Annotated in this window: 21 protein-coding genes; 14 read left to right on the top strand and 7 right to left on the bottom strand. The window is 72.9% G+C overall.

What is annotated here, in order from left to right; translation table 11 throughout:
• Positions 1–441: 441 nt before the first annotated feature.
• Both HNP84_RS03125 and HNP84_RS03120 read right to left on the bottom strand, forming a co-directional pair.
• Entirely contained in the window at positions 442–2,109 is a 1,668-nt protein-coding gene (locus tag HNP84_RS03125) for an NYN domain-containing protein (protein ID WP_185047752.1), read from the bottom strand.
• A 189-nt stretch (positions 2,110–2,298) separates the two neighbouring features.
• The gene (locus HNP84_RS03120; protein WP_185047751.1) at positions 2,299–4,737 is read right to left on the bottom strand and encodes a sigma factor; all 2,439 of its coding nucleotides are present in this window, start codon (positions 4,735–4,737) and stop codon (positions 2,299–2,301) included.
• 141 nt (positions 4,738–4,878) lie between these two features.
• Here HNP84_RS03120 and pyrE point away from each other — a divergent pair, with 141 nt between their 5' ends.
• Complete coding sequence (gene pyrE, locus HNP84_RS03115) at positions 4,879–5,415, top strand: orotate phosphoribosyltransferase (protein WP_185047750.1); 537 nt, start codon at positions 4,879–4,881, stop codon at positions 5,413–5,415.
• A gap of 12 nt (positions 5,416–5,427) precedes the next feature.
• On the opposite strand, the gene HNP84_RS03110 is transcribed toward pyrE, so the two are convergent.
• Positions 5,428–5,877: a hypothetical protein gene (locus HNP84_RS03110; RefSeq protein WP_185047749.1), complete on the bottom strand. Its 450-nt coding sequence runs from the start codon at positions 5,875–5,877 to the stop codon at positions 5,428–5,430.
• A 117-nt stretch (positions 5,878–5,994) separates the two neighbouring features.
• Positions 5,995–6,672, bottom strand: a complete 678-nt coding sequence (locus HNP84_RS03105; protein WP_185047748.1) for a DedA family protein — start codon at positions 6,670–6,672, stop codon at positions 5,995–5,997.
• Between the two features lie 208 nt (positions 6,673–6,880).
• On the opposite strand from HNP84_RS03105, the gene fbaA reads away from it, so the two are divergent.
• The 4 genes from fbaA to HNP84_RS03085 all read left to right on the top strand — a co-directional run bounded on the left by fbaA (position 6,881) and on the right by HNP84_RS03085 (position 12,751).
• Positions 6,881–7,903, top strand: a complete 1,023-nt coding sequence (fbaA, locus tag HNP84_RS03100; RefSeq protein WP_185047747.1) for a class II fructose-bisphosphate aldolase — start codon at positions 6,881–6,883, stop codon at positions 7,901–7,903.
• A gap of 263 nt (positions 7,904–8,166) precedes the next feature.
• Positions 8,167–9,237, top strand: a complete 1,071-nt coding sequence (locus HNP84_RS54685) for an O-methyltransferase (RefSeq protein ID WP_312923510.1) — start codon at positions 8,167–8,169, stop codon at positions 9,235–9,237.
• Entirely contained in the window at positions 9,234–11,150 is a 1,917-nt protein-coding gene (locus HNP84_RS55830) for a glycosyltransferase (protein WP_185047746.1), read from the top strand. The genes HNP84_RS54685 and HNP84_RS55830 overlap by 4 nt, the downstream gene beginning before the upstream one ends.
• Positions 11,147–12,751 carry a glycosyltransferase gene (locus HNP84_RS03085; protein WP_185047745.1) on the top strand — a complete coding sequence of 535 codons (1,605 nt, stop codon included), beginning with the start codon at positions 11,147–11,149 and terminating at the stop codon, positions 12,749–12,751. Before HNP84_RS55830 ends, HNP84_RS03085 begins: the two co-directional genes overlap by 4 nt.
• On the opposite strand, the gene HNP84_RS03080 is transcribed toward HNP84_RS03085, so the two are convergent.
• Positions 12,663–13,472, bottom strand: a complete 810-nt coding sequence (locus tag HNP84_RS03080) for a polysaccharide deacetylase family protein (RefSeq protein WP_185047744.1) — start codon at positions 13,470–13,472, stop codon at positions 12,663–12,665. The genes HNP84_RS03085 and HNP84_RS03080 overlap by 89 nt on opposite strands.
• A gap of 92 nt (positions 13,473–13,564) precedes the next feature.
• Here HNP84_RS03080 and HNP84_RS03075 point away from each other — a divergent pair, with 92 nt between their 5' ends.
• From HNP84_RS03075 to HNP84_RS03060, 4 genes are all read left to right on the top strand, one after another.
• Positions 13,565–13,978, top strand: coding sequence for a DUF3151 domain-containing protein (locus HNP84_RS03075; protein ID WP_185047743.1), 414 nt, complete (start codon positions 13,565–13,567; stop codon positions 13,976–13,978).
• Positions 13,979–14,397: 419 nt separating this feature from the next.
• A complete protein-coding gene (locus HNP84_RS03070; protein WP_185047742.1) occupies positions 14,398–15,681 on the top strand; it encodes an adenylosuccinate synthase in 1,284 nt (427 codons plus the stop codon).
• 14 nt (positions 15,682–15,695) lie between these two features.
• Positions 15,696–16,412 (top strand): phytanoyl-CoA dioxygenase family protein, encoded by a 717-nt coding sequence (locus HNP84_RS03065; protein WP_312923509.1) that lies wholly within the window; start codon positions 15,696–15,698, stop codon positions 16,410–16,412.
• A 67-nt stretch (positions 16,413–16,479) separates the two neighbouring features.
• Positions 16,480–17,409, top strand: coding sequence for a glycerophosphodiester phosphodiesterase family protein (locus HNP84_RS03060; protein WP_312923506.1), 930 nt, complete (start codon positions 16,480–16,482; stop codon positions 17,407–17,409).
• A 99-nt stretch (positions 17,410–17,508) separates the two neighbouring features.
• Here HNP84_RS03060 and corA read toward each other — a convergent pair whose 3' ends face one another.
• Together corA and HNP84_RS03050 are read right to left on the bottom strand one after the other, a co-directional pair.
• Positions 17,509–18,645 (bottom strand): magnesium/cobalt transporter CorA, encoded by a 1,137-nt coding sequence (gene corA, locus HNP84_RS03055; protein WP_185047740.1) that lies wholly within the window; start codon positions 18,643–18,645, stop codon positions 17,509–17,511.
• Between the two features lie 452 nt (positions 18,646–19,097).
• On the bottom strand, positions 19,098–19,967 hold the full coding sequence (locus HNP84_RS03050; RefSeq protein ID WP_246517780.1) for a TIGR04222 domain-containing membrane protein: 870 nt from the start codon (positions 19,965–19,967) through the stop codon (positions 19,098–19,100).
• Positions 19,968–20,085: 118 nt separating this feature from the next.
• Here HNP84_RS03050 and purD point away from each other — a divergent pair, with 118 nt between their 5' ends.
• The 5 genes from purD (at position 20,086) to HNP84_RS03025 (ending at position 26,693) form a co-directional block, all read left to right on the top strand.
• Positions 20,086–21,348, top strand: a complete 1,263-nt coding sequence (purD, locus tag HNP84_RS03045) for a phosphoribosylamine--glycine ligase (protein ID WP_185047738.1) — start codon at positions 20,086–20,088, stop codon at positions 21,346–21,348.
• A gap of 52 nt (positions 21,349–21,400) precedes the next feature.
• Positions 21,401–22,237 (top strand): phosphoribosylaminoimidazolesuccinocarboxamide synthase, encoded by an 837-nt coding sequence (locus tag HNP84_RS03040; RefSeq protein ID WP_185047737.1) that lies wholly within the window; start codon positions 21,401–21,403, stop codon positions 22,235–22,237.
• 172 nt (positions 22,238–22,409) lie between these two features.
• Positions 22,410–23,678, top strand: coding sequence for a UDP-N-acetylglucosamine 1-carboxyvinyltransferase (gene murA, locus HNP84_RS03035; RefSeq protein WP_185047736.1), 1,269 nt, complete (start codon positions 22,410–22,412; stop codon positions 23,676–23,678).
• 198 nt (positions 23,679–23,876) lie between these two features.
• Complete coding sequence (locus tag HNP84_RS03030) at positions 23,877–25,166, top strand: GTP cyclohydrolase IIa (RefSeq protein ID WP_185047735.1); 1,290 nt, start codon at positions 23,877–23,879, stop codon at positions 25,164–25,166.
• 573 nt (positions 25,167–25,739) lie between these two features.
• Entirely contained in the window at positions 25,740–26,693 is a 954-nt protein-coding gene (locus tag HNP84_RS03025; protein ID WP_185047734.1) for an EamA family transporter, read from the top strand.
• Positions 26,694–26,744 lie beyond the last annotated feature (51 nt).

Here is a 26,744-nt window from a genome sequence, read left to right as displayed (position 1 = left end):
AAGCAAGCAGGTCTTCAGCGAGGGCCCGAGTGTGGACGGGGGCGGCGAGTCGAACCTGGGCGGCGGCCTCGGCTGGACGCCCGTCAATCCGCGGACCCCGGCCGTGGTGGCCGTGCGCGCTCGTCGGCCGACACACGTCCGCGGCGCGGCGAGCCGATTTCGAATAGCGGCCCTGGCCGACACCGGGTACATCCACCTTCCGCCGCCGCCCCCCGCTGCGGCTCCACCCGCTCCCAATCACCGCCAATGGTCACCCCCGCTACGGCCCTCGCCCCTCACGTCCTCCGTCACCCTGGCCACGGCCGGGAGCACACCGGACGGCAGTGGCCGATGCCCGGATATGTCGTGACTTGTTCCGGCCGTAGGCGTGGGGGTGCCTGGGGCGGTGAAGGACGGGGAGGTGAGAGAGGGGTGGTGCTGAAGAAAGGGCGAGGAGGGGATTCAGCGGCGGGCGCGTTCTAAGGCGTCCCAGAAGCCTCTTCGCAGGGCGTGGCGGACCTCGTCGTGCAGGAGGAAGTCGATGGGGAGGGAGGAGCCCTGGAGGAGGCGGGCCTCAAGGTCGCTGGGCATGCGGGGCTTGCGGGCCAGGACGGCCTCCAGCCACAGGGCGGGGGCGTCGCGGGCGACCGACTCGCCGAAGTCGTGGCCTTCCTTGTGGGCCGCCTTGACCGCGTCGGCGAGGGTGGTGGTGCCGCCGCTCTGGTGGGTGGCCTGGGCGGGGACGGGGGCCGCCTGAGGGCCGGTGTAGGGGCCCAACTGGGCGGGGCCGTAGGTGGACGAGCCCTGGTACTGGGGGCCGGTGGGCGCTATGGCGGGCGGATGCTTGGGCTGCTGCGTCTGCTGGCCCTGGGGCTCCTGGTTGTAGCCCTGGTACGACAGCGGGGCCGGCAGGGCCGACTGGTCGTGCTGGCCCTGGCCCTGCTGCTGCGGCGGGGCGGAGTGGTTGCCGGACGGGGGCCCGGCGGGCGGTTGGGGGGACGGCGACTGGCCGTTGCCCGTGGCGTGGTGGCTGCCGTGGGCCGGTGGCTGCTGCGGGGTGTTGACGTTGATCGCGGGCTGGGCGCTGGTCAGGTGGAAGGCGCCCGAGGGCATGCCCGACTGGGTGGCGCCCTGGTCGGGCTGCTGGGGAGTGGGCGAGGTGGGCGAGGCGTGGTGGCCGCCCATCGGCTGCGGCTGCTGGGGCTGCGGCGACGCGCCGTTCTGCGACTGCGACGGCGGCGGGCTCTGCTGGGTCTGGCCCTGCGGGAGGGCGGACTGCTGCTCCTGCTGCGGCGGGGCGGGCGGCAGGGCATGGCCGCCGGTGGGCTGCTGCGGGGCGGACGGCAGCGGGCTGCCCGCCGGAGGGGTGGACGCGTTGCCCGGCGACGGCGACAGGGACGGCGCTTGTGAATGGGACGGCGTCTGTGAATGCGTTTGCGCGTGCGAGGGCGGCTGTGAGTGGGACGGGGCCGGGGCGAGGGACGGCGGGGGCGCGGACGGCTGGAGGGGGTGCGAGCCGCTGGTCAGGGCCTGGGAGCCGGGCGGCAGGGGGTGGTGGCCGTTGGACAGGGCCGGGGACGCGGCCTCGGAGGCGCCGGTGTTGAGCGTGACGTACGGCCGCAGGTGGGCGCCGCCGATCTCGATCAGGTCGTCGCACTCCTGGCGGAGCGAGCGGGAGACCGCCCAGCTTCCGTCGGCGGCGATGTGGACGACGGTCACCCGGATGCCGAGATCCTGGGCGTCGCAGACGACCTGGGCGAGGTCTTCGTCACCGCTGACCACGACCGCGTCGCAGATGGCGTTGTTGCGGGCCAGGGTCATCAGGTCGCGGTGCACCTGGGCATCGACGCCCTCGCGGCGGCCGGGCCTGATCCGCGACAGGCGGAGCTTGAGGCCGGGCAGGTCGGCGAGGGTGTCGTGCTCGGGCGTGCGGCGGCCCTCGACGGTGGCCTCGTACCAGTAGCAGCGCAGCAGCGGCAGGCCGGTGCGCTCGCGGGAGAGGTTGTCCAGCAGTTGCAGCAGGCCGGGATAGTCCCAGGTGACGGCCTCGCGATGGCGGGTGCCGTGCACGGCCATCGCGCCGTCGGCCAGCAGGTAGCCAGCGTCAACGAACAGCGCACAGCGATCCACGACACCGCCCCTTCCTTGTGGCCGAACCCTTGGCTCTGCACCCCTCAGAGCCTCCTGGCGGCCCTTTCTCAGGGTAATGAAGCAGTCGATCGCGCGCGGGTGAATCCCGACGATTCGGCCTGCGCACGCTCGCGCGCGGGAGCGTTCACGCAGACCGTACCAGTTTGTCCGGATATTTGGACCTAGCCATCAGGAACGGGCATGCACGTTCACCACCACCACTCCACACAACAGGACATCCCTCCTGGTGGCGACCCGGAGCACCGGGTCGCGGCCGAGGACCGAGTGGAAGGCGTCCACGTCCACGCCGAAGGTTCCGTCGGCCGATCCCGGCACCGAGCCGTCGAACGGGTTGGCCGGGTCGCGCCCGCCGCCCGCCGGGCGCAGCGGCGTGCCCCGGCCCACGCTCACCCGGTCGCCGGCCAGGCCCGCGTCTCCCTCCCAGACGACCAGGTCCACTCGGGCGGGGGCCGCGGCCGGGGTCAGCCCGGCCAGCGGCATCTCCAGCGCGGTGCCCCCGTCGGTGGGATGGTGCACCGGCGTCGTGGTGTCCAGGACCACGGCCTGGCTGTACGGCCGGCGCGGATCGGTCGCGATCACGACCAGGCTCCAGCCGGCGTGCCGGGACACCCCCTCGCGGAGCTGGGGGTCGGCGACCCACCAGGTGCCCTCCGCACCCGCCCCGGCGAGCCGGGTCACGTCGGCGAACGCCTGGTAGCCGTGCCCGGCGGGCAGGTCGGCGCCGTTCACCTCGGCCGCACGCACCCGGACGTACCCGCTGCGGCCCGGCGGACGGACCTTGACCGCGGCGGCCGTGCCCGCGGAGCCGCCACCGGACCAGTACAGCCCGGCCCACACCAGCCGCCCGCCGCGCGGCAGGGCGAGCCGGGCCGAGCTGGAGCTCTCGGTGGTCCTGTCGCGGTCGCGGTCCACCGCCCGCATGTGCCACAGGTCGTTGTCGGGGCGCGCGCCGGCGCGCCGGCGTGCCGCGGCGCAGCCCCTGGCGTCGGCGGGGCAGCTCAGCAGGGTGCCGCCGATCACCCGGGTGGCGACGCGGCCGTCGGTGGCGAACCTGGCCGGAGCCCCCGCCGTACGTACGCCGCTCTCGGCCCGTGCCGAGACCCGCACCCGCCCCGCGGCCACCCGCACGACGGGACCGGGGCCCTCGGGGGCCCTCGGGGCCACCGCCACCCGCAGGAACAGGGCCGTGGCGGCCCCGCCGGGGAGCGGCCGGCGGGTGCACCGGGCCCCGCCCGCGCCGGGACGGCAGGACCAGCCGTCCACCGTGCCCACCGGCTCGATCACGGCGGCGCCCGCGCCCCGGCGGCCGGAGGCGAGCAGCGAGACCCCGGGCGGCATCTCGATCAAGGCGGTCAGCTCGCCGCTGGCCCGGCGGCCCTCGTTGCGCAGCCGGACGGCGACGATGCCGGGCTGGGCCCGGACCAGCGCGCCGAGCGGGTCGATGCTGGCCACGAGGCGAGCACCGGCCGCCGGGCGGCGCTCGGGCGCGGCCGGCGGCGGGGGCACCGGGGTCGGCTCGGGCCGCCGCGGCGGGGACGGCCGGGCCGAGGGGGGCTCCTGGCGCTCCGGCGCGGGCATGATCGTGGGCGTGGGCGTGATCGCGGGCGGGCGGGCGAACGGGCGTACCGGCCCCTCGGCGGAGACCAGGAAGTACGCCCCGGCCACCACGGCGGCGGCCACCGGCGCCGAGACCGCGAACGCGACCAGCCACGGCTTGGGCGTACGGTCGATCCGGCCGAGGACCGGCACCGCCCGGCCGCCCTCCGCCCGTGCGAGCGCCGCCAGGTAGCCCGCCAGCACCGGGCCGGTGTACAGCGGCCCGACCACGACCCGCAGGCCCTGGCCGAGGTCGTTCAGCTCGTGGTAGACGGCGCGGCAGTCGGTGCAGTCGGCGATGTGCTCGTCCACCAGGCGGCTCTCGCGCCGCCCGAGCCCGCCCCGGGCGTACGCCCCCAGCTTGGCCGCGACCGGCCGGCACTCCTGGCGCGACGCCCCGGCCAGGTGCATGTGCAGGTACGCCTGGCGCAGCCCCTCGCGGGCCCGCGACGCCAGCGCCGCCGCACCGCCGGCCGACATGCCGAGCAGCGGCGCGACCGCGGCCGGCCGGGCGTTCTCGACCTCCGTGTGCCACAGCACCAGCCGCCACCGCTCCGGCAGCGACAGGAACGCCCGCGCGATCGGCGCCCGCTCCAGCCTCGCGGGCCCGGCATCGGCGACGGGCTCGCCCCGCTCGACGAGTTCGCCGAGTTCATCGGGTTCACTGGGCCCGCCGGGTTCACCCGGTTCACCGGATGCGCTGGGTTCGCCACGCTCGCCGGGCTCGCTCGGCCAGGCTCCGGTGCGCTCGTGGCAGGTGCGGCGCACGGCGCTCAGGAGGTAGGGCCGGAAGGCGGCCTCCGGGCCGCCGCCCCGCCGCACCTGGTCCAGGACCGCGCCGAACGTCTCGGCCACGACGTCCTCGACCTCGGCCTCGTCGTGGACGAGCTGCGCCGCGAGCGCGCGGGCGGCGGCGACGTGCCGCTCGTACAGCGCCCCGTACGCCATGGTGCCGCCGGCCCGGACGGCCCGCAGCAGCTCGGCGTCGCTCTGGCGCGAATCCCCACTCATTGTGACCTCACGATTACGTTACGTTGCACTGCGCATGATTCCTCAGCGGGGGACGTTGCTAAACCCGAGCCGCCGCTTTGCCGGGCAAAGGATGGCGACGCCCCGGACCCGCACGTCCGCGGCGGCCCTAAGCTGAGGTGCATGAGCGATCGGGAGAACCTGCTGGCCGAGATCAAGGCGAAGGGCGTCGTGCACGGCCGGGTGGTGCTGTCCTCCGGCCAGGAGGCCGACTTCTACGTCGACCTGCGCCGGATCACCCTCGACGGGCAGGCCGCCCCGCTGGTGGGCCGGGTGATGCTGGACCTCACCGACGACCTGGGCTACGAGGCGGTGGGCGGGCTCACGCTGGGGGCCGACCCGGTCGCGACCGCGATGCTGCACGCGGCGGCGGCGCGCGGGCGCAAGCTGGACGCGTTCGTGGTGCGCAAGGCGGGCAAGGCCCACGGCCTGCAGCGCCGGATCGAGGGCCCCGACGTGGCGGGGCGGCGGGTGCTCGCGGTGGAGGACACCTCGACCACCGGCGGCTCGGTGCTGACCGCGGTGGAGGCGCTGCGCGAGGCGGGCGCGGAGGTCGTCGGGGTGGCCACGATCGTGGATCGGGGCGCGGGCGCCGCGATCGAGGCCCAGGGCCTCACCTACCGCACCGCGTTCACCCTCGCCGACCTGGGCATCGGCTGAGGCGCCGGCCGCTCAGGAGTCCTCGCGGGTGACGGTGAACGCCTCGCGCCCGCCGGGCTCCTCCGGGGTGCGGGGCTCGCCGTTGACCTCGACGCGCACGGAGGCGGAGTCGGCGAGCACCACGTCCAGCTTCTCGTCGGTGAAGCCGGCCCGCTCGCCGCGGCTCAGCTCCCGGTCGAGCAGCACGTCGCCGCCCGGAATGCGCACGAACACCTTCTGACAGCGCTCCTGGAGGCACTCGATCAGCACGGTGGGCACGATCGCGCTCTGTGACTGCGAGGGGGTGGCGACGGTGCCCTCGCCGGGCGGCCCGCTGGGGCTCGCGACGGGTCGCGTACCGGCGTCCAGGGAGCTCGCCAGGGCGCGTATGCCCACGAAGACGAGCACGAGCAGGCCCAGGACCGCCAAGCCCGCGAGCAGCAGGCGGGCGACCCCCATCGGATCAGACCGGTGGCGTCCCACACCCCGGAGAGTAGCGGGTTGCGAGCGAGTCTCACGACCGACCTGGCGAGGAGTGAATGAGTAAAGATCCTCGCTGAGGAAAGAACCGGCGCCCTTTCCGGGGCGGGACGCGCCCCGCTAGGGGACGTCGGCGCGGCGGTGCCCGCCGGTGGACGGCGCGGCGGCCTCGCGCCGGTTCCTCAGGACCTCGCGGACGATCGGGATGACCGACAGCAGGATGATCAGGGCCGCGCCGGGCAGGATGTAGCGGTCGATGTGGGGGATCCTGGTGCCGATCAGGTAGCCGAGCAGCAGCAGCCCGTCGGTCCACAACACGCCGCCGACGACGTTCCACAGCAGGAACCGGCGCGGGGGTATGCCGAGCATGCCGGCCACCGGGTTGAGGAACGTGCGCACGATGGGGATGAACCTGGCCAGCACCACGGCCCTGGCGGGACCGAACCTCTCGAAGTAGTGCCGCGCCCTTTCGACGTACTTCTGCTTGAACAGCCGCGAGTCGGGGCGCGAGAACAGCCGCGGGCCGGTCTTGGCGCCGATGAGATGGCCCAGTTGCGCCCCCGCGATGGCGCACAGCGGGGCGCCGACGAGCAGCACGGGCAGCGGGAACGGCCGGTCGAGCCCGACCTCGGCGGCGACCGTGGCCGAGGCGCCGATGCCGGCGACGACCAGCAGCGAGTCACCGGGCAGGAAGAACCCGATGAGCAGGCCGGTCTCGGCGAAGATGATCGCGAGGATGCCGATCAGGCCGAAGGTCAGGATCCACCACTCGGCGCTGAGCAGGTCGGACAGGTCCATCGAGGCCGAGCCTACCCGTACGCTGGGGGTTTTCCCCGGCAAGGACGGGGCATCCGAATAGGTGTTCCCGGGCGACGCGCGGCAGGCGCGAGGGCAGGTGCACCTACCCCTGTGCGGGCTTACCGGGAATACTGGCCGGACGGGCACCGCGCGGCGCGCGCCGTCACGTGTCCCCGCATATCCACCGCCGTCTCCAGGGAGATGACCGATGCCCATCGCAACGCCAGAGGTCTACGCCGAGATGCTCGACCGGGCCAAGGCTGGCGGATTCGCCTATCCCGCGATCAACGTGACCTCGTCCCAGACGTTGAACGCGGCGCTGCGCGGTTTCGCGGAAGCCGAGAGCGACGGGATCATCCAGGTGTCCACGGGTGGCGCGGAGTACCTGTCCGGGTCCACGGTCAAGGACATGGTGACCGGCTCCGTCGCCCTCGCGGAGTACGCCCGGGTGGTCGCCGCCAAGTACCCCGTGACGGTCGCGCTGCACACCGACCACTGCCCCAAGGACAAGCTCGACGGCTTCATGCGCCCGCTGATCGAGATCTCCAGGGAGCGCGTCGCCCGCGGTGAGGACCCGCTGTTCCAGTCGCACATGTGGGACGGCTCCGCCGTGCCGCTGGAGGAGAACCTGCAGATCGCCGCCGAACTGCTGGAGAAGTGCGCCGCAGCCAAGGTGGTCATGGAGATGGAGATCGGTGTCGTCGGCGGTGAGGAGGACGGCATCGTCGGCGAGATCAACGAGAAGCTGTACACCACCGCCGAGGACGCGCTGGCCACCGCCGAGGCCGTGGGCATCGGCGACCGCGGGCGCTACATGCTGGCCGCGACGTTCGGCAACGTGCACGGCGTCTACAAGCCGGGCCACGTCAAGCTGCGCCCGAGCGTGCTGAAGGAGATCCAGGACGCCGTCGGCGCCAAGTACGGCAAGGACAAGCCGTTCGACCTGGTCTTCCACGGCGGCTCTGGCTCGCTGCTGAGCGAGATCCACGAGGCGATCTCCTACGGCGTGGTGAAGATGAACATCGACACCGACACCCAGTACGCCTTCACCCGGCCGATCGCCGACCACATGTTCCGCAACTACGACGGCGTGCTGAAGGTGGACGGCGAGGTCGGCAACAAGAAGACCTACGACCCCCGCTCGTACGGCAAGGCCGCCGAGGCCGGCATGGCCGCCCGCGTGGCGGAGGCGTGCCGGCACCTGAAGTCGGCGGGTACCAGGCTGTCCTGAAGCCAGGGGCGCCGTCCTGAACCCAGGGGCGCCGTCCTGAACCCAGGGGCACTGTCCTGAAGCCAGGGGCGCTGTCCTAAATCCAGGGGCAGGTGTGGGAGGTGTGTCCTGAGATGCGGACACACCTCCCAGTGAACTCTTAGATACGAGTTCCGTTATTTCCTGTTGACATCTCATATCCTCTCCGAGTGGAAAGGATCCGTATACGCCCTCCGTCCCCTCGGCGGCTATTGATCGTTTCCGCCTTCGGCGGGGGGTTCGCGGTGGCCGGACTGGTCCTGCTGTCCGTGTTCGGGCTCATGCCGTGGCACGACGCCCTGCAGCTCGCGGTCTCGGCCGCGGTGCTGGCCGCGCTCGCCATGATCGTCATCGCCGTACGGCGGGCCGACGGCAAGGCCCTGCGCACCGACAACCGCGTCAAGCGCCAGGAGGCCACCCTCAACAAGGTCGCCCGTGACGTCGCCACCCTGTCCACCGGGCTGACCGGCCGGGTCGAGTCCATGCTCGACCGCTTCGCCGCCGCCGGCCGGGCGAACGCCGACACCGTCATCGCCGCCCTGGGCGAGGACCGCGCCGAGCTGGCCGCCCACACCACCGCGTTACGCGAGCAGGCCGCGCGCCTCGACGGACATGACGCCAAGCTGGCCGAGATCGCCCGCTCGCTGGCCCGCGTGGAGGCCCTGCTGAGCGAGAAGGTGCTCCCCGAGGTCCGCAGCCGCGGCGACTTCAGCCAGGTCGAGGCCATGATCGACCTGCGGGCGCTGCTCCGCCCGCGCGCGCCGCTCCCGCGCCTGCGCGGCTGGGCGGCCTCCCCCGACGTGCTGCGGCTGCTGATCGAGCGCATCGCCGCCGACCGCCCCAAACTGATCGTCGAGTGCGGCAGCGGCGCGTCCAGCATCTGGCTCGGGTACGCCGTCGAGCGCTACGGCGAGGGCCGGGTCATCGCCCTGGAGCACGACGAGCGCTTCGTCCGCGCGACGGCCGACCTCGTGGCCGCGCACGGCCTGGAGGACGTGGTGGAGGTGCGCCACGCGCCCCTGGCCGACTGGCGCGGCTTCCCCTGGTACGACACCGCGGCGCTGGACGACCTCACGGACATCGGGCTGGTCTTCGTGGACGGGCCGCCCAACGCCACCGGCCCGCTGGCCCGCTACCCGGCCGTCCCGCTGCTGCTGCCCCGCTGCGCGCCCTCGGCGCTGATCGTGCTCGACGACGCCCGGCGTCCGGAGGAGCGCGAGGTCGCCGAGCGGTGGCTGCGCGAGTTCCCCGACCTGTCCACCACGACGTATCCCGCGGAGAAGGGCGCGATGCTGTTCCACCGGAGCCCGGTGTGACCGCCAAGGCACTCCGACCGCCGGGCGACCTCCTGTTCGTCAAGGCGGGTGCCAAGGTGGCCGCGGCCTGCGCCGGCCTGGAGGACCCGGACGAGGTGGTCGCGGCGCTGCTCGGCCCGGCGAGCGTGCACGCGGTGGACATCGAGCGCGTCTCGGCGGGGCCGTGGCCGGTGCCCGACCCGGCCGGGGTCGCCCTGCTCGCCCGTACGCCCACCGACCTGCGCCGGCTGGTCTCGCTGCGCGGCGCGCTCCCCTCGGCCGTCCGGGTCATGGTGGCGATCCTGGAGACGCCCTCCTGGTTCGACACGCCCCAGGTCGTCATGTCGCGCGGGGTCGGCCAGCGGGTGTTGCGCGAGTGCCGCGTGCACCGGCTCGGCGCGTCCGGCTGGCTGATCACCACGCGGTTCTCCAAGGAGCAGCCCGCGGGCGACGTGGCGGCGGCGATCACGCGCGGCATGACCGGGTTCCACCTGAACGCCCACCCGCTGCCCGCCGTCGCGCTGGGAGACCCGGCGCTGGCCGACTGGTGGCCCGGCGACCCCGACGCGTCCTGCGGCGGCGCCCCGGAGAAGTCCGGGGTGCCGTCGGCCGAGCTGGGCCTGCGGCTCCCGGACGCGGAGTGGCCGGACCGGCGGGTGCCCGTCCTGGCCCGCCCGCCCTGGGAGCACGCGACCTGGACCGCGATCGGGGCGCCCGGCGGCTACGAGCGCCTGGCCCGCCTCGACCCCGGCCAGGTGCCTCCCGTGGACGAGCGCTCGGTCAACCCGCGCGGGTTCCTGCGCACGCCCGCGAAGGGCATCGGCGACATCGTGCTCGCCGGCGGCCGCTGGACCGCCCGGCTCGACGGCCGCGACCTGGTCGCGTTCCCCGAGTCTGGCCTGGTCACCGACACCGACGTGGACCGCCTGCGCAGGCTGCGCGCGCTGCGCCTGTCCTGGCGCCCCGCCCACACCGGCCCGATCGCCGCCGCCCGGGTGGTGGCCGGGCTCGCCGCCGCCGGCGTCCCGCTCATCGCCCCGAGCCCGCCCCCGGCCTGGGCCACGGCGACGCTGGGCGAGGACCTGCTGTCGCTGCTGGCCCGCGAGGACGCCGACGTCGCCGACGATCTGCGGCGCGAGGAGCTGAGCGTGCGCATGCGCCGCCACGCCCTGCGCGCCCACGGCACCACCGCCCGCTGGACCGCCTTCGCCGCCGCGGCCGGCCTGCCGGTCCCCGGACCGCCCACGATCTCGGTGGTGATGTGCACCCGCCGCGGCGACCTGGTGGCCTTCGCGCTGGGCCAGATCGCCCGGCAGCGCGGCGTGGAGCTGGAGGTCGTGCTCGCCCTGCACGGCGTGCCCGCCGGCGACCCCGACGTGGCCGCCGCGGTGTCGGCCTTCGACCGGCCCCTGACCGTGGTGGAGGCCCCGGCCGAGATGCCGTTCGGCGCGGTGCTGAACGCCGCCGTGGCCCGCGCCTCCGGCGCGTACGTGACGAAGTGGGACGACGACGACTGGTACGGCCCCGACCACCTGGCCGACCTCCTGCTCGCCCGCGGCTACTCCGGCGCCGACCTGGTCGGGGCCGCGTCGGAGTTCTTCTACCTGGAGCAGATCAACGTCACGATCCGCCGCCGCTGGACCAGCGAGACGATGTCCGACCACGTGGCCGGCGGCACCTTCCTGATCGCCCGCGAGACCCTGGCCGCCCTCGGCGGCTTCCGCCCGATCCCCCGCTCGGTGGACATCGAGCTGTTCCAGTCCCTCCTGCGCGCCGGAGGGTGCATCTACCGGACCCACGGCCTGGGCTTCATGGCCCGGCGCGCGGCCAGAGGCAAGCACACCTGGCAGGAACCGGTCGGGTACTTCCTGCACCGGGCCAAGGACCAGTGGCGGGGCTTCCGCCCCAGCCGCCTTATGGAGCACCGACCATGAAAGCCCCCCGCATCCGGCACAACGACTACTCCGTGCTCACCCCGCCCGAGCTGGGCGCCTGGCGCCCGCGCCTGACCGTGAGCGTGATCATCGCGGCGTACGGGCATCAGGACAAACTGGACCTGACGCTGGCGGCCCTGGCCGGGCAGAGCTACCCGTCCCACCTGCTCGAAGTGATCGTCATCGACGACGGCACCGCGCCGCCGCTGCGGCTGCCGGAGATCGCGCCGGAGCGTACGCGGCTGCTGCGCACCGAGGAGGGCTCGCGCGGGCGCGCGAACGCCCGGAACGTGGGCCTGGAGGTCGCCGACGGCGACGTGGTGCACTGGCTGGACGCCGACATGGTCACCCACCACGACGAGGTGGAGGCGCACATGCGCTGGCACCACCTGGCCGGCTACCTGGTGGTCATGGGGTACGTCCGCTACGTCGAGGAGGACTGGCCCGCGCCGGCCGAGGTGTACGCGGCGGTGTCGGCGGGCGCCGGCGAGAAGCTGTTCGACCTGGAGGCCAGCGAGCCGCACCAGTGGATCGTGGACCTGGCCGAGCGCACCGACGGCCTGCGCGCGGCCAAGGACACCGCCTACCGGGTGCACGTCACCAACGCGGCCTCGGTCAACGCCCGGCTGCTGCGCGAGACGGGCCCGCTGCAGACCGAGCTGGTGCTCGGCGAGGACACCGAGCTGGGCTACCGCCTCGCCCAGCACGGCGCGGCCTTCGTCCTGGAGCCCCAGGCTCGGAGCTGGCACCTCGGCCGCTCCATGATGATGCGCGACGGCGACAGGGTGAGCCGGTACAACCGGGTGTTCGTGCCCGACCGGGTGGCGCACATGCGCTGGCAGCGCACCCACCCCAAGCGACAGTACCTGGTGCCGTACGTCGAGGTGGTGGTGGACGCCACGGGCGCGAGCTACGAGGACACCCGCGCCACGGTGGACGGCGTGCTGGCCGGCTCGCTGCACGACCTCCAGGTCACGCTGGTGGGCCCGTGGAGCACGCTGGCCGAGGACCGCCGGTCGCCGCAGTACAGCCCGAACCTGGACCTGCTGCTCGTCCACGGCCTGTACCGCCACGACGGCCGGGTGCGCTACGTGGAACGGCTACCCGAGTCGGCGGCCCCCACGCCGTACCGGCTGACCTGCCCGCCCGGCTGGGTGCCGGGCCCCGACAGCCTGCGCCGCATGGTCGCCCTGGCCGCCGACCAGGGCTACGGCCTGATCAGCGTGGCCCTGGACGAGACCGACGTCGTGGTCACGGCCCGGCTGGAGCACACGGGGGCGTACGCGCGGGCCCGGCTCGTCGCCGCCCCCGGCGAGCCGCTGGACGACGCGGTGGAGGACGTGGCGGGCACGTACTGGGTGGACGGCGCGACCTGGGGCTGGCTGCCCGCCGCCGAAGCCCCCGAGCCGAAGGCCCAGCAGCCGGCCAGGCCCGCGCCGAGCGGCAAACCCGGCCAGGAGGTGGTGCGACTCCGCGAGGAGAACGCCCGGCTGGAACGCCGGATCGCCCAGCTCACCGACGAGCTGGAGCGCGTGCGCCTGTCGGCGTCGCGACCGCGGCGCCGCCGCCTGCCGTTCCCGCGGCGGCCAGAGCGTCGCTGAACGTGCGCACGGGCGTGCCCCGCTCCGCCAGCCAGCCCAGGAAGGAGTCCAGAACGCCGGGATCGACGGCGTACTCGCCGCACCGCGCGCACACGTCGTGGAACACCAGCACCACGACGGCGTCGCCGCGCCGCTCGGCCCCGGTCACGTACCCGCGCAACGCCTCCAGGCCGGTCCCGCGCACGACGGCGGGCGCGGTCGCGACCTGGAACGGCCCGCCACCGGACCGGCCCGAGCCCCGGGCCCCGGCGTAGCCGCACCTCGCGGCGATGCCCGCGGTGTGCGCGTCGAAGGACCCGTACGGGTAGGCCAGCGCCCGCACCTCGAACCCCATCGCCACCAGCGCCCGCCGATCGGCGCAGATCTCCTGCTCCTGCCGCTCCGGCGGCAGCTCCCCCAGCCGGGCGTGGGTCAGCGTGTGCCCCCCGATCTCGTGCCCGTCGCGCGCGAGCGCCCGCACCTGCGCCACGCTCAGCCGCCCCTCGCGCCCGAGCACCCCGCTGGAGACGAAGAAGGTCGCCCGCAGCCCGTGCTCGCGCAGCAGCTCCCCCGCCACCACCTGCCGGGCCAGCCCGTCGTCGAAGGTGAGCACCACGACGGGACGCTCGGCCGTGGGACGCTCGGCCGTGGGACGCGCCGGCTCGGGCCCGGGACGCTCGGCGGCGCACCCGGCCACGAGGACCAGAGCCGCCAGCACGCCCGCCAACCGCCCGGCCCCCAAGATCAGCGTTCCTCCCCGTCCCGAGAAATGTCAGCGTATCTCGGCCCCGCCGCCCCGTCCTCAGATCGCCTCACACGGGTAAGACTGTGTTCATGACGCACGAGAACCTTCTGGCCGGGCCGCCTCCGACCTACCTTCCCGACTCGACCGAGGCGAGGGAGGCTCTGGAGTCAGGCGCCAAGGCCTCCGACGTGGCCGCCCGCTTCCCCGCGTACTCCGCCGCCTGGGCCACCCTCGCCGACGAGTACTTCGCCAACGGCCACGCCGTGACCTCCTACGCGTTCGCCCGCACGGGCTACCACCGCGGCCTGGACCAGTTGCGCCGCGCCGGCTGGAAGGGCCACGGCCCGATCCCCTGGGAGCACGAGCCCAACCGCGGCTTCCTCCGCTGCCTGTACGCCCTCGCCCGCGCCGCCCAGGCGATCGGCGAGAAGGACGAGGCCGAACGCTGCCTGCAGTTCCTCAAGGACTCCAGCCCCACGGCCGCCGCCGAACTCAACAACTGACCCCGCGGCCCGGCGTCACCCCGACCCGGGCCGCCCCCATCTTCCACGGGCATTCCACTCGCGGATCACCGGGCGCCACGTGTGAACCGCGCGATCGGGTGGTAGGTCGGCTTGGGCGCGGTCGTGTCTGGAGGAGGAGCGCAGGGAGCGAAGCGACCGAAGCGACGAGGGAAGACGCGACCTGAAAGGCGCCCAAGCCCGCGTATTGCGAAGCAATCGCCATGAGCGCGCTTGGGCGCGGTCGTGTCTGGAGGAGGAGCGCAGGGAGCGAAGCGACCGGAGTGACGAGGGAAGACGCGACCTGAAAGGCGCCCAAGCCGCGCGTGCGGAGCACGCGCCGTAAGCAGGGTAGAGTTCGGATGCAAGAGCCCCTTACGCCCTTGCGTCAGGGGTTTCGTTTTGTGTTGGGAGAGTTTGCGATGCCGGCTGTCGTTCTCTTGGGTGCTCAGTGGGGCGATGAGGGCAAGGGTAAGGCCACGGACCTGCTCGGCGAGTCCGTGGACTACGTGGTCCGCTACCAGGGCGGAAACAACGCGGGGCACACGGTCGTGATCGGCGACCAGCGGTACGCGCTGCACCTGCTGCCTACGGGGGTGCTCTCGCCGGAGGTCGTGCCGGTCATCGGGAACGGGGTCGTCATCGACCCGGGGGTGCTGCTGTCGGAGATCGACGGCCTGCAGGCCCGGGGGATCTCCTGCGACAGGCTGCTCATCTCGGCCAACGCGCACCTGATCATGCCGCACCACAAGGCGCTGGACAAGGTGACCGAGCGGTTCCTGGGCAAGGCGCGGATCGGGACCACGGGGCGCGGCATCGGGCCGGCGTACGGCGACAAGATCGCGCGGATGGGCGTGCGGGTGCAGGACCTGCTCGACCCGGGCATCCTCAGCAAGAAGATCGAGGTCGCGCTGCACGAGAAGAACCAGGTCCTGACCAAGGTCTACAACCGCAGGGGGATCGAGCCCGGCAAGGTGCTGGAGGAGTACCTGGGCTACGCCGAGCGGCTCAAGCCGTTCATCGCCGACACCTCGCTGGTGCTGTCGCAGGCCCTCGACGACGGCAAGGTGGTGCTGCTGGAGGGCGGCCAGGGGAATCTGCTGGACATCGACCACGGCACGTACCCGTTCGTGACCTCCTCCTCGCCGACCGCGGGCGGCGCGTGCGCGGGGTCGGGCATCCCGCCGACGCGGCTGACCAAGGTGATCGCGATCCTCAAGGCGTACACGACCCGGGTCGGGTCGGGGCCGTTCCCGACCGAGCTGCTGGACGAGATGGGCGAGTGGCTGCGCCGTACCGGCCACGAGTACGGCACCACGACCGGGCGCGACCGGCGCTGCGGCTGGTTCGACGCGGTGATCGCCCGGTACGCGGTGCGGATCAACGGCGTGACCGACTTCTTCCTCACCAAGCTGGACACGCTGTCCGGCCTGGAGCGCATCCCGGTGTGCGTCGCCTACGACGTGGACGGCACCCGCCACGAGGAGGTGCCGATGACGCAGACGGAGTTCCACCACGCCAAGCCGGTCTACGAGGAGATGCCGGGCTGGAAGGAGGACATCTCCGAGGCCAAGTCCTTCGAGGACCTGCCGCCGAACGCGCAGGCGTACGTGCGCAGGCTGGAGGAGCTGGCCGGGGCGCCGGTGTCGGCGATCGGCGTGGGCCCGGGGCGTACGCAAACCCTGCAGCTTCGGCCGCTCATCTGACATGATCGGACGTCGTGGGCATTTCCCAGGATTTCGCACGCGACGGGTTCGTGAAGCTGACGATCGGCTCGCGTGAGCAGGGCGAGGCGGCGCAGGCGCTGCTGTGGGAGCAGATCGGCCTGTCGCCCGACCGGCCCGAGGGCTGGCGCGAGCCGGTGGTGTGGGCGCAGGACCTGACCGGGCAGGGGCCGTTCGGGGAGCTGCTACGCTCGCCCGTGCTGGCCGAGGGGCTGGACGCGGTGTGCGGGAAGGGCGGGTGGCAGCCGCGGTTCGCGGCGGGCAACATCCCGATCCGGTTCCCGCGCGTGCCGCCGGCCGACGACCGGGGCTGGCACCTCGACGCCAACGTGCCGCTGGCCGACGGGAGCGGCTGGGGGGTGACCGCCCGCTCGCACACGCTGCTGGTGCTGATGCTGTTCTCGGAGGTGGGCGAGCGGGACGCGCCGACCCGGATCAGGGTGGGCTCGCAGCGCGACAGCGTACGCGCGCTGGGCGATGAGGTGCACGACTTCATCCGCGCCGGCGCGCTGGTGGAGGAGGCGAGCCGCGACCGGCCGGTGGCGCTCGCGACCGGCTCGCCGGGCGACGCGTACCTGGTGCATCCGTTGACCGTGCACGCGGCTCAGGAGCACCTGGGCGAACGGCCCCGGTTCATGGCGCAGATGCCGTTCATGCTGGCCGGGCCCCTGGACCCGGCGGCCGATACGGCGCTGGCGCGGGCGCTCGCCTGAGCGGCCGGGCGGCGTGGCGCGGCCTCATGCCGCGGAATACGGACACGGCGGCGGTATGGTCCCAGGTGTGCATGCCGAGATCCATGGACACCGCGGGGCCCGAGGGCTGCGCCCGGAGAACACTCTTCCCGGGCTGCTGCACGCGCTTCAGATAGGCGTCGATGCTCTGGAGTTCGACCTCGCCCTCACCGCCGACCGGCGGCTCGTGCTGACCCACGACCTGACCGTCTCCTCCGTGACCAGCGCCGACACGCGTCCGGCGTACGTGGCCGACCCCCAGTTCCCCTACGTGGGGCGGCCGATCAACTCCCTGACCCTGGCGCAGTTGCGCACGCTCGACTGCGGCGTGCGGCTGCCGCGCCACGCCGACGACCCGTTCGCGCTCACGCAGGTGCCGATCCCCGACACCCGGATGCCGACGTTCGGCGCGGTGCTCGGCCTGGTCGGCGCGTACGACGCCGACGGCGTGCGGCTGCACGTGGAGCTGAAGTCCGACCCCACGCGGCCGAAGCTGACCCCCGACCCCGAGATGTTCACCGAGCTGGTGCTGACCGAGCTGGAGCGGCACCACCGGCTGGGCGGGGCGGCGATCCTCAGCTTCGACTGGCGGATCCTGCGCGCGGCGGCGAAGCTGGCGCCGCAGGTGCCGCGGTTCGCGCTGATCGAGCGCGACACGATGGCGCCCGCCTGGCTCGACGGGCTCGACCTGGCCGACTTCGGCGGCGACGTCCCGGCCGCCGCCGCCGCGGCGGGCGGCACGACGGTCTCGCCCGAGTACGTCCTGGTGGACGAGGCGTTCATGGCGGCGGCGGGCCGCGCCGGGCTGCCGGTGGTGCCGTGGACGGTCAACCGCGCCGAGGACGCGGCGCGGCTGCTGGACCTGGGCGTGTCGGGGGTCGTGACCGACTACCCCGACCGGATGCGGGAGCTGTGGACCGAGCGCGGCATGAGCGTGCCGGCCCCGGTGCCGTCGCTGCGCCCGTCCGTGGCGGTGTGAGCACGTGCGGATCGACTACGTGCGGGGTGAGCACGTGCGAATTGAATACGTGCGGGGTGAGCACGTGCGGGCGCGGCCCTCAGCGGGCCCCGCGCGGGGTCAGAGCCAGCCGTTGCGGCGGAAGCCGCGGTAGAGCAGGGTGCAGACGACGAGCATGACGCCGAGCGCGAGCGGGTAGCCGAACACCCACTTCAGCTCGGGCATGAAGTCGAAGTTCATCCCGTAGATCCCGGCGATCATGGTCGGTGCGGCCATGATCGCCACCCAGGACGAGATCTTGCGCATGTCCTCGTTGGCCAGGGCGTTGGAGCGCGCGAGCGCCGCCTGGAGCACCGAGTTGCACAGCTCGTTGGACGACTCCACCTGCTCGCACACCCGCGAGAGGTGGTCGCCCACGTCACGGAAGTAGTCGCGCATCTCGGAGGGGATCATGCGGCGCTGCGGCAGCGCGCCGAGCGGGGCCTGGAGCGGGGTGACGGCCCGCTTCATCTCGATCATCTCGCGCTTGAGGTGGTAGATGCGGCCGATGTCGCGGGAGCTGACGTCGGCGAAGACCTTGGCCTCGACCTCCTCCAGCTCCTCCTGCATGCAGTCGGCGACGGTGAGGTACTTGTCCACCACGAAGTCGGCGATGGCGTGCAGCACGCCGGTGGGGCCGCGGTTGAGCAGCTTGGGCTTCTCCTCGAGCCGGGCGCGCACCTCGGTGAGCGGGCAGTGCTCGCCGTGGCGCACCGTGACCACGAAGTCGGGGCCCACGAACACCATGATCTCGCCGGTGGCGATTATCTCGCTGGTGTCGCTGAGCACCTCGTGGTCGATGTAGGCGAGGGTCTTGAGCACCACGAACAGCGACTCGCCGTAGCGCTCGACCTTGGGCCGCTGGTGCGCCTTGACGGCGTCCTCGACGGCGAGGGGGTGCAGTCCGAAGACCTCCGCCAGCCACTCGACCTCGGGCGCCTTGGGCTCGTGCAGCCCGACCCAGACGAACGCGGGGGCCTTGGCGTCCTCGCCGATGGCCTCGTTGTGGGCGCGCACCAGGCGCAGCGCCTCGACGATGTCGAGGGCGTAGACCTTCTTGCCGCCGATGTAGGCGGCGTATTCGACCAGCGACTCCTTGGGCGGCACGCAGGCACCCGTGATCCGCTCGGCGGCGGAAGCGCCGTTCGGGGTCCTTCGGGCGTGCGGCACGCGGCGAGGGTGACGGCTGATCCGGGGAAAGAGCATGGACGAACGCATGGCGGTCCCTTCCCGCCTGACCTGGCACGATCCACGCGCGACTGAACGTCACCTCAATAACATGAAAAGCGGCAGAAAGGAGCGCGTGAAGCAGGATCAGGCGACCGAACTGGAGTGGTCAGGGGTGCACACGGTGTACGCGCGCGAGCACGTACTGCTGGGATCACCAGGATTCATCCCGGACCACCTCCAATCGCCACGAGACGCCATAAAGCCGCCCCAATTTACCACAGGGCGACCGCCAGACACCTAGCCTACCCCGCCGTACAAGGGGTGATCGCGTAGAAGTGCACAAAAGCCCCGCACGAACTACGTACCCAATTGCCGACACACCGAGTCATCCGGAAGGGCCGCTCACGCGTCTCCCGTACGCGCGCGCACGCGCGCGGAGGTCACTCCCGCACAGGGGGTGCCGGCCGCGCACGCACGCGCGTCAGGCCACCTCGGGCGGGTCACTCGCCGCCGCAGCCGCATCCGTCGTCGCCGCAGCCGCCCGCGCCGCCGCCATCGCCGTCGTCCCTGCGGGAGCGCGCGGGGCGATCCGGGGGCGCGGTCCGCTCGACGTGCGGCGTGGGCTGCGGAATCCCGGCCGCCTCGCGCCATTCGCCCGCGTACTCGCCGTGCAGCGCGTACGCCTCCAGCATCGCGCCGTCCGCCGGCCACCGCGAGCGCGCCCGGCGCAGGACGGCGCGGCCGGCCCTGCTGAGGTCGCCGCGATCCGCCTCGCGCGGCGCGAGCACCACCAGCCCGGCGAACGACGCCAACGCCAGCAGCAGGATCTCGCCGGTCCGCGCCGGGAGCGGCCCGTCCTCCCAGAGCAGAGTCACGAACTCCAGGGCCGCGTAGCCGCCCAGGAACAGCACAGGCAGGAACAGCATCGGGACGACGGCCTGCACCCCCTGCACCACCCACGGGTGCACCAGCCCGAGCCGGACCAGCCTGCGTCGTATCGCCCGCCGTACGGGCCGCAGCTCCGGAGCCTGCTCCAGCTCGCGCTGCGAGCTCCCGCCGGGGCGGGCGCCGGCGAACCCGGCCAGGGACTCCTCCAGCGGATGGGCGCCGGACAGGCTCGTGCCCGCCACCCGGGTGTAGGTCCGCGACCGCGAGCGGCGCAGCACGTCCTTCGCGACGAGGCCCACCGCGGCGACGTCCACGGCGCGGCGCCACCCCGCCGCCAGCCACGCCAGCTCGTACGCGTCCAGCTCCGGGTCCCGCGGCCGGGAGGCCCGCCAGGCCAGCAGGCCCCGGTAGCACAGCATCGGCGGGAGCAACACGCCCACGAGCACGGCGAGCGCGACGGCGACGAGGTACGAAGCCTGCATCACGCCACCAGTGTGAGGCGAGGCACCGCCCTTGTCACCAGGTGTCGTCGCGCGCCGGTAGGGAGCCATCAGGACGTCGCGCGGCCCGCACCGCGAGGATGCCGATAGGGTCGTCGGCGTGCGTGTACTTGTGATTGGCAGTGGCGGCCGCGAGCACGCCCTGTGCCGGGCGCTGGAGGCCGAGTCCCAGGTCACCGAGGTGCACTGCGCCCCGGGCAACGCGGGCATCGCGGAGGTGGCGACGCTGCACGCGATCTCGCCCACCGACCCCGAGCAGGTCGCGGCCCTGGCCAAGGGCGTGGGCGCCGACCTCGTCGTGATCGGCCCCGAGGCGCCGCTGGTCGCGGGCGTCGCCGACGCGGTGCGCGCGGCGGGCGTGCCGTGTTTCGGCCCGTCGGCGCAGGCGGCCCGGATCGAGGGCTCCAAGGCGTTCGCCAAGGAGATCATGGAGGCCGCCGGGGTGCCCACGGCGCGGGCGCGCACGTGCACCACACAGGAAGAGGTCGCGGCGGCGCTCGACGCGTTCGGCGCCCCGTACGTCGTGAAGGACGACGGCCTCGCCGCCGGCAAGGGCGTCGTGGTGACCCGCGACCGCGAGGCGGCGCTGGCCCACGCCGCGTCGTGCGAGCGCGTCGTGGTGGAGGAGTACCTCGACGGCCCCGAGGTCTCGCTGTTCGCGATCTGCGACGGCACGACCGCCGTCCCGCTGCGCCCGGCCCAGGACTTCAAGCGCGCCTACGACGGCGACGAGGGCCCCAACACCGGCGGCATGGGCGCCTACACGCCGCTGCCGTGGGCCCCGCCCAGCCTGACCGACCAGGTCATGGACACGATCGTGCTGCCCACGATCGGCGAGCTGGCCGCGCGCGGCATCCCGTACGTCGGCGTCCTGTACGCCGGCCTCGCCCTCACCGCCGACGGCCCGAAGGTGATCGAGTTCAACGCCCGGTTCGGCGACCCCGAGACCCAGGTCGTCCTGGACCGCCTGGCCACCCCGCTCTCGGCCCTGCTGATGGCCGCGGCCACCGGCGAGCTGGCCGGCTTCCCGCCGCTGACCTACCGCGGCGGCGCGGCCGTGACGGTCGTCATCGCCGCCGAGGGCTACCCGGCCCAGCCGGTCAAGGGCGACGTGATCGAGGGCCTGGACACCGAGTCCGAGGACGGCTACGTGCTGCACGCGGGCACGGCGCGCGACGCCGAGGGCCGCCTGGTCTCGGCGGGCGGCCGGGTGCTGAACGTGGTCGGCACCGGGCCCGACCTGGCGGCGGCGCGGGCGGTGGCGTACGAGCTGGTGTCGGCGATCCGCATGCGCGGCTCGCACCACCGCACCGACATCGCCGCCGAGGCCGCGCGCAGCCAGGAGACCCAGGGCACCCTGTGAGCGGGCGGGGGCCCGGTCCGGGGGTCCCCGATTCTCCTGCCAGAATGGGCTGGTGAAACACCTGCATTCGGGGAAGGTCCGCGACCTCTACGAGACGGACGACGGCCTGCTGCTGATGGTGGCGTCCGACCGGATCTCGGCGTTCGATCATGTGCTCACGCCCGACATCCCCGACAAAGGTGTGATCCTTACGAAACTGTCCACCTGGTGGTTCGAGCAGCTCGCCGATGTGGTGCCCAACCACCTCGTGGCGGCGCGCGACGACGGGCGCAGCGTGGTGTGCCGGCCGCTGCGCATGGTGCCGGTGGAGTGCGTGGCCCGCGGCTACCTCGCGGGGTCGGGGCTCACCGACTACCGCCGCACCGGCGAGGTGTCCGGCGTCCCCCTGCCCCCGGGTCTCGAAGAGGGCTCGCGGCTGCCCGAGCCGATCTTCACGCCCAGCACCAAGGCGCCGCAGGGTCAGCACGACGAGCCGATCACCTACGAGCAGGTCGTGGCCATGGTCGGCGAGCAGACGGCGGCCGAGCTGCGCCGGATCACGCTCGCGGTCTACGAGCGCGGGGCCGAGATCGCCCGCGAGCGCGGCATCATCGTCGCCGACACCAAGATCGAGCTGGGCTGGGACTCCGAGGGCGTGCTGACCCTGGGCGACGAGGTCCTGACCCCCGACTCCTCCAGGTTCTGGCCCCTCGACGAGTGGCGGCCGGGCAGGTCGCAGCCCTCCTTCGACAAGCAGTTCGTCCGCGACTGGCTGCTGTCGCCCGAGTCGGGCTGGGACCGCGCCTCCGGAGAAGCGCCGCCGAGTTTGCCCGAAGATGTCGTGGCGCGCACCCGGCGGCGCTACGTTGACGCCTACGAGCGTCTCACGGGTCTCAGTTTCACCGCCTAGCCCAGGGGTAGCGGGACGACCCGTACCTCGCGAAACGACCGGCTCAGCGCCGTACAGGGGCTACTGTGAGCGCGGCGACCCGCCTGGCGCTCGCTCGCCGAACGAGACAACCCCTCCGCAGCCGCTCGTTCGTCGAGATCACATCCGCAACTGCCAAGGAGCTTGACGCGAAATGATCCGTTACCGCGTGCGCGGTGGCAACGCACTCCGTGGGACCGCTTTCATCCAGGGTGCGAAGAACGCCGTGCTGCCGATGATCGGGGCGGCGTTGCTGGCTGCCGACGGCCGCACCGTGCTGCGAAACGTGCCCATCATCGAGGACGTACGCCGGGCGGTCGAACTGGCCGAGGCGGTGGGCGCCCGCGTCGAGCTGCACGAGCCCGAGCGCACCCTCGTGATCGACGCCTCCGGCGTGCACAGCCCGGTGCTCCCCGCCGCCATCGCCCGCCGCTTCCGCGGCTCGGTGCTGTTCGTGCCCGCGCTGCTGCACCGGCTCGGCGAGGCGGTCATCGAGGGCGTGGGCGGCTGCAACCTCGGCAGCCGCAACCTCGACTTCCACTACCTGGGCTACAAGCGGCTCGGCGCGATCGTGGACGAGGGCGACACCGTCATCAACGTCAAGGCCGCGGGCCTGACCGGCGCCCCGCTCTACCTCGACACCCCCTCCCACACCGGCACCGAGAACCTGATCATGGCCGCGGCGCTCGCCAAGGGCACCACCGTGATCGAGAACGCCGCGCTCGAACCCGAGGTGCTCGACGTCATCGACATGCTCACCCGCATGGGCGCCAAGATCAGCGGCGGCGGCACCGGGTTCATCACCGTCGAGGGCGTCGATGAGCTGCGCGCCGTCGAGCACACCGTCATGCCCGACCGGCTCGACGCCGGCGTGTTCGCCATGGCGGCGGCCATCACCGGCGGCGAGGTGCACCTCGTCGGGGCCGACCTCGACCACCTCGGCGTGGTGCGCTGGAAGCTGGAGCAGATGGGCGTGGAGTTCTACGACGACGGCGCGGTGCTGCACGTGCGCCGCGACCGCCCGCTCCGCCCGATCAACGTGATCACCGACACCTACCCCGGCTTCGCCACCGACCTGCAGTCGCCGATCATGACCGTGGCCTGCCTCGCCGACGGCGCCAGCTACATCCACGAGCGCATCTTCGACGGCCGGTTCGCGCTGGCCGGCGAGCTGAACCGGATGGGCGCCAATATCAACGTCGAGGGCAGCCGGGCCGTCGTGCACGGGCCCACCCCGCTGCGCGGCACCCAGGTACAGGCGCACGATCTGCGCTCCGGAATCGCGCTCGTGCTCGCCGGTCTGGCCGCGGAGGGTGAGACCGAGATCTCCAACGGTTATCTCATCGACCGGGGGCACGCCCACCTGGCCGAGCGCATGCAGTCTCTTGGGGCTGATGTGCGTCGGGAGATTTCAACTCCTTGATATGGCCACTTTACCGGGCTGACCAGTAGCTTTACCGGCACCCAACGCTCGCAGAACCGTATTCCGGAAAATCCGGGCGTGACATTATGGCCCTCGCGAGCGATCGTTCCAAAAGAGAGCACTGCAACGGACGGCAGGATGGGACGAACATTGGTCGAGCGGGGCGAGGAAACACCCCGAGTGTCACGCCCGGGCACAATGACGCCGGACCTCACCATCGGGGTGGTGGGGCCACACGATCTGGTCGAGCGCGTGATGCTCATGGGGCATGCCGCGGCTCCCCTGCCATGCCGCCTGGTGGCGGCCGCGTACAGGGATGAGCAGGAGGCCGCTGACAAGGTGACACGGCTGGGGCCGGGCGTGGACGCATGCCTGTTCGCCAGCCCGGTGCCCTACGAGCTGGCCAGACGGTCGGGTGTGCTGACGATGCCGGCCACGTACGTACAGCTTGGGGGTGCCGCGCTGGTCGCGGCGCTGGCGAAGGCCGCACTGGACGAGCGCATCGACCCGCAGCGGGTCAGCATCGACGTGCTCACGCGGGCCGACGTGGAGGAGGCGTACTCCGACCTCGGCCTGGCGAGCGCCGAGGTGCACAGCCGTGACGAACCTGGCGCTACCGGCACCATCGCCGCGTACCACGAGCGTCTGGCCCGCCAGGGCGCCACCAGCGGCGCCCTGACGTGCCTGCCCGCGGTCGCGGAGCGGCTCCAGGCGGCCTCGATCCCGGTCATCCGGATCAGGCCCACCTCGGCCGCCGTACGGACGGCGCTGCACACCGCGGCGCTCCTCGGCGCGCACCACCGGCTGGAGGAGTCGCAGCTCACCGTGGTCGTGGTGGAGGTGCCGACACTGCGCGAGCCCGTACGCCGCGCGGCGCCGCGCTACTGGCGCGACGAGCTGCGCCTGTCGCTGCACCGCCTGCTCGTGCAGGAGGCCAACCGGATCAACGCCACGGTCTGGCCCATCGACGACCACAGCTACCTGATCACCGCGACCAGGGGCTCCATCGCCTCGGCCACCGACGGCTTCCGGGTGCTGCCCTTCGCGGGCCGCATCCGCGACGAGCTGGGCCTGGCGGTCGAGGTGGGCGTGGGCATGGGCCGCACCACGCACGACGCCGAGAGCCACGCCAGGGCCGCCCTGGCCCGCACCCAGGCGGGCAAGCAGGCCCAGGGCTTCGCCGTGGACCGCGAGGGCCGCGCGCTCATCCCCGCGCCCCGCATGCCCCCTACCGGCTCCGGCCCGATCAAGCCCAAGGGCGTCGAGGTCCTGGCCCGCCTGGCGGCCAAACTGGAGGGCGGCGACACCGTGGTCGACGCCGAAAGCGCCGGCCGCATGCTCGGCGTCACCCCGCGTACGGCCCGGCGGTTGCTGCGCACGCTGGTGGACGAGGGACTCGCGTGGCCGCTCCCGCCCAACCGCACCCCGCAACCCGGGCGGCCCCGCCAGCTCTACCGCTTGATCGTGGAAAAACTGGGCACGCGCTAGCCGGCCACCCCGCTATCCCCACGGGGGCTCCCGCCGCACCGGGAACCACCATGGGGATAGCGGTTTTTCCGTTTTTCGCGACAATATGTGGCGACGGGATCACGCAAAGGCGTTATAGGCGGCACAGGGGACCGAAAATCGGGTAAGCCCGCCCACCCCAAATCCCGCACCACCCGATCACCCCCACCCACCGGAACCCCGCAAAGCCGGCCCTCCGCCCGCCCCTCAGAACCCCTCCACCCACCCACCCGCAGAACTCCCCGAACACCGTCCACCCACCCACACACGCGGCAGAGAACCGAACACCACGCACCGTACAGAAGGCACCTCACTCAATGAGCGGCGCGAACACCACCGACCTCACCACCGGTGGACCGAACACCGTGCCGCAAACCCACCCAAGGTGGGCAAACACAGGAACCCGAACCCCACCAAGCTCCGACATAAGATCCGAAAAGCCCAGACACAGATCCGAACCGGGAGGGCCCCGACACAAGATCCGAAAGAGCCCTCGACACCAGGTCCGAAAGGCGCCACTTCGCCCGACATCCACAGGGGCTAAGGTAATGACCTATGGGCTTCGACGATGCTGACCGCCGGAAGGGCGCCCTGATCTGGGGCGCGCTCATCACCGTCTACATCGTGTGGGGCTCGACCTACCTCGGCATCCGCATCATGATCGAGTCGATGCCGCCGCTCATCAGCGGCGCGATGCGGTTCCTCGCGGCGGGCCTGGTGCTGGGCCTCGTCCTCCTCCTCCGCCGCGGCCCCGCCGCCTTCCGCGTCACCGGCAAGCAGGTCGCGAGCGCGGCCCTGGTCGGCGTCCTGCTGCTCACCGGCGGCAACGGCATGGTCGCGGTCGCCGAGCAGCACATCTCCAGCGGCCTGGCCGCACTCCTGGTCGCCTCGGTGCCCCTGTGGCTGGTGATCTTCCGCATCGCCGCCCGCGACCGTCCGCGCCTGCTCACCCTCACCGGCGTCCTCGTCGGCTTCGCCGGCGTGGCCGCCCTCTCGCTCACCGGCGGCACCGGCGATTCCTCCACGACCGGCATCGTCACGATCCTGCTGGCGTCAGTGTCCTGGTCGCTCGGCTCCTGGCTGTCCGGCAAACTCCCGATGCCCGAGAACCCGTTCACCGCCAGCACCATCGAGATGCTGGTCGGCGGCGTGACCATGACCGCGATCGGCCTCGCCGCCGGCGAACGCCTGATCGTCGAGGACGTCACCACCCGCTCCTGGCTGGCCCTGGCGTACATGATCCTGGTCGGCTCCCTGATCGGCTTCACGTCCTACATCTGGCTGCTCGGCAACGCCCCGATCTCGCTGGTCTCCACCTACGCCTACGTCAACCCGGTGGTGGCGGTGATCCTCGGCGCCCTGATCGTCAACGAGCAGGTGACCGCCCAGATGGCCGCCGCCGGCCTGATCATCGTCATCGGCGTCGCCCTCGTCGTCTCCACCGAAGGCCGCCGCAGGCCCGCCCCGGACCGCCAGGAGCCCGCTCTCGCCAGAACCGGCGACACCTGAACCAGGCCCTCGCCGCACCGCGAGGGGCGAGGCGTGGCCACATGGAGAAAG

The organism is Thermocatellispora tengchongensis (assembly GCF_014202315.1).
GTDB lineage: Bacteria > Actinomycetota > Actinomycetes > Streptosporangiales > Streptosporangiaceae > Thermocatellispora > Thermocatellispora tengchongensis.
Note: the sequence above shows the minus strand (reverse complement) of the source record. Positions and strands in the feature narration are given on the sequence as shown.

Coding starts and splice junctions, on each gene's coding strand:
- pyrE (WP_185047750.1), top strand. CDS start 4,879: ATGAGCGATCGGGAGAACCTGCTGGCCGAGATCAAGGCGAAGGGCGTC.
- murA (WP_185047736.1), top strand. CDS start 22,410: ATGATCCGTTACCGCGTGCGCGGTGGCAACGCACTCCGTGGGACCGCT.
- HNP84_RS03050 (WP_246517780.1), bottom strand. CDS start 19,967: ATGCAGGCTTCGTACCTCGTCGCCGTCGCGCTCGCCGTGCTCGTGGGC.
- HNP84_RS03120 (WP_185047751.1), bottom strand. CDS start 4,737: ATGAGTGGGGATTCGCGCCAGAGCGACGCCGAGCTGCTGCGGGCCGTC.
- HNP84_RS03025 (WP_185047734.1), top strand. CDS start 25,740: ATGGGCTTCGACGATGCTGACCGCCGGAAGGGCGCCCTGATCTGGGGC.
- HNP84_RS03070 (WP_185047742.1), top strand. CDS start 14,398: ATGCCGGCTGTCGTTCTCTTGGGTGCTCAGTGGGGCGATGAGGGCAAG.
- HNP84_RS03105 (WP_185047748.1), bottom strand. CDS start 6,672: ATGGACCTGTCCGACCTGCTCAGCGCCGAGTGGTGGATCCTGACCTTC.
- fbaA (WP_185047747.1), top strand. CDS start 6,881: ATGCCCATCGCAACGCCAGAGGTCTACGCCGAGATGCTCGACCGGGCC.
- HNP84_RS03085 (WP_185047745.1), top strand. CDS start 11,147: ATGAAAGCCCCCCGCATCCGGCACAACGACTACTCCGTGCTCACCCCG.
- HNP84_RS03030 (WP_185047735.1), top strand. CDS start 23,877: ATGACGCCGGACCTCACCATCGGGGTGGTGGGGCCACACGATCTGGTC.
- corA (WP_185047740.1), bottom strand. CDS start 18,645: ATGCGTTCGTCCATGCTCTTTCCCCGGATCAGCCGTCACCCTCGCCGC.
- HNP84_RS03075 (WP_185047743.1), top strand. CDS start 13,565: ATGACGCACGAGAACCTTCTGGCCGGGCCGCCTCCGACCTACCTTCCC.